This window comes from Brachybacterium sp. p3-SID957 (genome assembly GCF_025144775.1).
In the GTDB taxonomy this organism is placed as follows: Bacteria; Actinomycetota; Actinomycetes; order Actinomycetales; family Dermabacteraceae; genus Brachybacterium; species Brachybacterium epidermidis.
In genome coordinates, this window is the sequence record NZ_JALXKT010000103.1 from 1 (window position 1) to 4,638 (window position 4,638).

Here is a 4,638-nt window from a genome sequence, read left to right on the forward strand (position 1 = left end):
GTCCGAGGAGCACTCCGCACTGCGGCAGGCCGCCACCGAGGTCCTGGAGCGCTTCGATCTCGTGCTGGAGGATCTGGTGGTACGGCCGCGCAGCGGCACCACCCAGGTGCGCCTGGTGGTGGACCTGCCCGAGGACCGCACCGGCAGCGCCGATCTCGACACCGTGGCCGAGGCCTCCACCGCCCTCAGCGAGCTGATCGACGCCGACGACTCCCTGATCGGATCAGGACCGTCCGTGCTCGAGGTCACCACTCCCGGCGTGGACCGGGCCCTCACCACCGCACGTCACTTCCGCCGCGCCCGCGGCAGGCTGGTCCTGCTGCGCACCGCCGACGGCACGGAGCATCGAGCCCGGGTGCTCGCCGTGCGGGAGCAGAGCTCCGGTCCCGCGCCGAGCTCCCGTCCCGAGCAGAGCTCCGGCACCGCTGAGGGCGAGCCCGTGATCGTGCTGCGGCCCGAGCCCGGCACCGACGACCGTGGCCGCCCGCGCCGGCTGCCCGCGGGCACGCCCGCACAGCTGCTGATCCCCCTGGCCGAGGTGGCCTCCGCCCGGGTGCAGATCGAGTTCGACCCACCGGCGGACCTCGACCAGCTGATCGCGGAGGCCGACACGACCACCACCGGCTCGGAGGGCGTCGACGAGGTCGACGTCGATCCGGCCGCCGCACCGAAGGAGAGCTGAGATGGACATCGACATGGGCGCCCTGCGCGCGCTCGAACGTGAGAGGGACATCCGCCTGCCCGTCCTGCTGGACGCGATCCGCCAGGCGCTGCATGCCGCCTACATGCACACCGACCACCCCGTGCGCACCTCCGAGGTTGTCATCGACGAGAAGACCGGCCAGGTCTCGGTGATCGCCCGGGAGCTCGCGGAGGACGGCACCGTGGTCGAGGAATGGGACGACACCCCGGAGAACTTCGGTCGCGTCGCCGCCTCGACCGCCCGCCAGGTGATCTTCCAGCGCATCCGCGACCTCGAGGACGAAGCGGTGCTGGGGGAGTTCGCCGATCGCACCGAGGACATCGTCTCCGGCATCATCCAGCAGGGCCGGGACCCGCGCATGGTGATGGTGGACCTGGGCGACGTCGAAGCGGTCCTGCCCCCGCACGAGCGGGTGCCCGGTGAGGAGTACCCCCATGGCAGGCGGTTGCGCGCGTACGTGATCGAGGCGCGCCGCGGCCCGAAGGGTCCGCAGATCACGCTGTCCCGCTCCCACCCCAACCTGGTGCGGCGCCTGTTCGCCCTGGAGGTGCCCGAGGTTGCCGACGGCACCGTCGAGATCGCGGGCCTGGCCCGGGAGGCCGGCCACCGCACCAAGATGGCGGTGCACGCCACGGTCCCGGGCGTCAACGCCAAGGGCGCCTGCATCGGACCCATGGGCGCCCGGGTGCGCGCGGTGATGAACGAGCTGGGCGGCGAGAAGATCGACATCGTCGACTTCGACGAGGATCCGGCTGCCTATGTGGCCAACGCCCTCTCGCCTGCCCGTGTGACCTCCGTGACCGTGGTGGACGAGGTGGGCAGGGAGGTACGTGCCCTGGTACCGGAGAACCAGTTCTCCCTCGCCATCGGCAAGGACGGCCAGAACGCCCGCCTCGCCGCGAAGCTCACCGGCTGGAAGATCGACATCGGCCCCGATTCCTCGGGCGCGGCCTGATCCCGGACGCTAGCGCCTGCCCGTGTGGGATGGGGCGCACCCGCCGGGCACCGCCGACTGTGGCCCACACCTCCCCGGTGAGGTCGCGCCGGAGCCCTTCCGCTACACTGGAGAGGCTGTTCAGCCGGTGGTGACACAACGGGGGCCCGTCCCGGGTCGCCGTGATGGCATCGCCGGTCGTGCTCGGAACGGAGGTGGAGTCGAGGTGGCCCCCCCCCCCCCCCCCCCCCCCCCCCCCCCCCGCGGGGGGGGGGGGCGCTGCTGCGATCCCGAGACCTTCGTCGAAGGCTCCTCGTGCCGCCTGCCGGATATGTTGTGGCCATGTTCGGACGCACCAGGCAGCAGCAGGCCATGATCGAGAACCTCCAGGCGCAGAACGCACGGCTCGAGAACCTCGTGGGCCTCCTCGCCGAGCGAGCCTGCGTCGGCGAGGCGGAGCTCGAGCGGCTCCGCGAGGAATCGGGCGCTCCGCGCGTGCCGGAGGAATGTCGTCGGCTCGTCGCCGAGGGCAAGGTCATCGAGGCGATCAAGGTGTATCGCGAGCACACCGGCGCGGGCCTCAAGGAGGCCAAGGACGCGATCGACCGCAGCCGCGGCGTCGCCTGAGCGGCCTGCGACGATCGTCGGAACGGCGAACGACCATCCGGGCCGACGCCCCCGCGAGGACCTCGACACCGAGGGCTGACAGGTCCCGGACCCGGCCGCTCGCCTCCGCACTGGTCGATCCCGCCCGGTTCGCCGAGACGGGCGAAGTGATCGTGGGCTATGGCTGGTATCAGTACGGACGCCAGTACTTCGACACAGGTTTCCTCCAGGAGCCGGCGGACGTCGCCCAGTTCAACGTCATCGGCCACGCCACCGCCGACTTCCGCCGACGTACATCAGCGACGGCAACTCAGCCTCGTTCACGGTCCAGGGCGAGCGGTTCAGCGCACGACTCGAGCGCCTCGGCGTCCCGCACGAACTGCACGTCCCCGAACGCTCCGAGGGGCGGTTGACTCACGGGTACGAGTCACCGATGACCGGCACGGCCCTCATGGCGTCGAAGGCCTCCGGTAGAGGCTTGACCGTCTGTTTCGCATCGGTGGAGAGCAGAGACCCCAACTCTTCACGGTGCAGTTGATCCGAAGCAGCCCAGGCCGCTCCTCCTTCGGCGATCACCGAAGTGCGGTCGCCGAGACGACGTTCCCATGTCGCGGCGAACTCTGCCGTCGAGCTCCCGCCGCCCTTCGTTGCTCCGGACCGGTTCCGGCCAGCCTTGGAGCGCGACGCTGGGGGGCGGGCTAACCTCGACGGGTGACTACCCAGACCTCCTCCTCCGACGAGCGCGCCGACGGGCAGCTCGCCCGCTCCCTCGGTCACGGTCAGATGGCCATGATCGCGATGGGCTCAGCACTGGGCACCGGGCTGTTCCTGGGCTCCGGCGAGGCGATCGCCCTGGCCGGCCCCGCCGTGATCATCACCTTCGCGATCGGCTCCCTGATCGCTGCCACCATCGCCCTGTCGATGGGAGAGATGGCCTCCCGCCACCCGGTGCGCGGTGGCTTCGGCACCCTCGCAGCCCGCTACCTCTCCCCGTTCTGGGGCTACCTGAGCCGCTGGCTGTACTGGATCGTCACCGTGGGCGTGACCGGCGCGGAACTGGTGGCCTGTGCCGCCTACCTCTCGTACTGGGCGCCGGGAGTGCCGCTGTGGGCGGGCATCCTGCTGTTCGCCGCGGTGATCGTGGGCATCAACCTGGCCAGCGTGGGCTCCTTCGGCACGGTCGAGTTCGCGCTCTCCTCCGTGAAGGTGATCGCCGTTGCGGTGTTCATCGTCGTCGGGGCGTTCCTGGTGTTCGTGGGCCTGCCCTCCCAGCCCGCCCCCGGTCTCGCCCTTCTCACGGCCGACGGGGGCTTCGCCCCGATGGGCTGGGCGCCGGTGTGGGTGGCCCTGTCGATCGTGATGTTCTCCTTCGGCGGCATCGAGCTGCTGTCCATCACCGCCGCCGAGGCCAAGGACCCGGCCCGCTCCATCCGCACCGCCGCCCGCACCACCGTGGTGCGCCTGGCGTTCTTCTACGTGGCCTGCATCAGCATCGTGCTGTGCCTGGTGCCGTGGCGGCAGGCCGCCGGCACCGGTGAGGACGTGGCCACCTCCCCGTTCGTGATGGTGTTCGACCGGGTGGGCATCCCCGGAGGTGCGCACGTGACCAACCTGCTGGTGCTGATCGCCGCGCTGTCGGCAGCCAACGCCAACCTCTACGCCGGCAGCCGCATGCTGCACTCCCTGGCCTCCGACGGCCTGGCGCCCCGGGCCGTCGCCTGGACCACCCGCAGCCGGGTACCGGTGGTGGGCATCGCCTGCAGCTCGATCGGCATCCTCGGCGCCGCGATCCTGGCGTTCAGCGGGGTGGGCGGCGTGTTCGGGTACATGATGAGCCTGGTGGTGTTCTCGGTGCTGATGGTGTGGACCCTGATCCTGCTCACCTACATCCGCTTCCGTCGCAGCGGCACCACCGGAGCCACCTTCCGGATGCCCGGCGGGATCGGCACCGCCGTGGTGGGCCTGGTAGGGCTAGCGGCGGTGTTCGCCACGGTCGCGGTGCGGCCCAGCATGCAGGTGGCGGCGATGGTGGGTGTGCCCGCGGTGGTGCTCGCCTCGGTGCTGTACCTGGCGGTGGCCCGGCACCGCATCGAACCGGCCGACATCGATGAGGCCTTCGCCGAGGCCGAGTCGATGCGCTGAACATCCAATACCTGGGGCCCTGGGCCCTGGGTCGCGAGGCGCGCCCGACGGACCGGTGCACGTGGTGTTCGTTACGGTGTACCGGATCCGGTTTGGGTGAGCGGCTCCCGGGGGGTAATCTGTAGGAACCTTCGACCTCGGTGTGTTGGAACCCGGTGGCGAAGACTCGCGCGAGTGGCGGAATTGGCAGACGCGCACGGTTCAGGTCCGTGTGCCCGAAAGGGCGTGGGGGTTCAACTCCCCCCTCGCGCAC

General features: G+C 70.8%; 4 protein-coding genes and 1 tRNA gene. All 5 read left to right on the plus strand.

Translation table 11 applies throughout. The annotated features are described in order from the left end of the window. Positions 1 to 682, plus strand: a 682-nt coding sequence (rimP, locus tag M3B01_RS14345; protein ID WP_259793201.1) for a ribosome maturation factor RimP, incomplete at its 5' end; no start/stop codon positions are given. A gap of 1 nt (position 683) precedes the next feature. Next, positions 684 to 1,658, plus strand: a complete 975-nt coding sequence (nusA, locus tag M3B01_RS14350; protein ID WP_259793203.1) for a transcription termination factor NusA — start codon at positions 684 to 686, stop codon at positions 1,656 to 1,658. A 351-nt stretch (positions 1,659 to 2,009) separates the two neighbouring features. After that, entirely contained in the window at positions 2,010 to 2,264 is a 255-nt protein-coding gene (locus tag M3B01_RS14355) for a hypothetical protein (protein ID WP_259793204.1), read from the plus strand. Positions 2,265 to 2,954: 690 nt separating this feature from the next. Next, the gene (locus M3B01_RS14360; protein WP_259793206.1) at positions 2,955 to 4,385 is read left to right on the plus strand and encodes an amino acid permease; all 1,431 of its coding nucleotides are present in this window, start codon (positions 2,955 to 2,957) and stop codon (positions 4,383 to 4,385) included. Positions 4,386 to 4,553: 168 nt separating this feature from the next. Continuing rightward, positions 4,554 to 4,637 (plus strand) — tRNA-Leu (locus M3B01_RS14365). The last annotated feature ends 1 nt before the right edge of the window (position 4,638 follow it).